Consider the following 822-nt stretch of genomic DNA (forward strand, 5'->3'; position numbering starts at 1 on the left):
GGTTCTACGACCGCATCGCCAAGAATCGCTACGCCCTGCTCGGCAGGACGGACAGCTGCGAGCTCCCGTCGCCGGAACTGCGGGAGCGGCTGATCGGCTAGAATCCCGCCAGGGCTGGTGGGGGCCCGGCCGGCGGCGAGATTCGGCCCCCCGACAATCCTCGCAGATTCACGGATCATCGCCGCCCGCTTGCGCGAGGCGCCGCGCGGGTCGAAAGATTTTCGCAGCACCTGTCGAAATCCGCCTGGCCCAGGCGACATTGGTCAGGCCGGCGATGACGCGGCCTTCGAGAAAACGGGAGAAGACCATGCGATACATGCTTTTAATCTACGCAAACGAAGCCGCGATGGCGACCGCGCCGAGCGAGAAGACCTACCAGATCAGCGCCGCCTATGGCGCCTATACCGAGGCTTTGAAGAAATCCGGCGCCTGGCTCGCCGGCGACCGGCTGCGGCCGACGCAATCCGCAACGGCGGTGCGCACGGCAGACGGCAAGACCAATGTGCTCGACGGCCCCTATGCCGACACCAAGGAGCAGCTCGCCGGCTTCTACATGATCGAGGCCGAGGACGCCGATGCGGCCATCGCCTGGGCGGCGCGCTGCCCGGGCGCCAGCGCCGGCACGATCGAGGTGCGGCCGATCTGGGAAATGAGCGACTATCCCTCCGCGAATTGACCCAGTGATGGACAATCGCCCGGAGATCGCGCGGGCGGCGGCGGAAGCGGCCGCCCGGCAAAGCTACGGCAAGCTGGTCGCCTTTCTCGCGGCGCGCACGCGCGATGTCGCCGGCGCCGAGGACGCGCTGGCGGATGCCTTCGCGG

The 822-nt window shown here is 68.1% G+C and carries 1 protein-coding gene and 1 pseudogene; both read left to right on the forward strand.

Going from position 1 to position 822, the window contains the following annotated elements; all coding sequences use genetic code 11:
* The first annotated feature begins 307 nt into the window (after positions 1 to 307).
* Positions 308 to 676, forward strand: coding sequence for a YciI family protein (locus tag EN780_RS35775; RefSeq protein ID WP_127285448.1), 369 nt, complete (start codon positions 308 to 310; stop codon positions 674 to 676).
* A gap of 7 nt (positions 677 to 683) precedes the next feature.
* Positions 684 to 822 (forward strand): annotated as a pseudogene (locus EN780_RS41140) (RNA polymerase subunit sigma-70); the annotation flags it as partial.

This window comes from Mesorhizobium sp. M4B.F.Ca.ET.089.01.1.1 (genome assembly GCF_004022605.1).
GTDB lineage: Bacteria > Pseudomonadota > Alphaproteobacteria > Rhizobiales > Rhizobiaceae > Mesorhizobium > Mesorhizobium abyssinicae.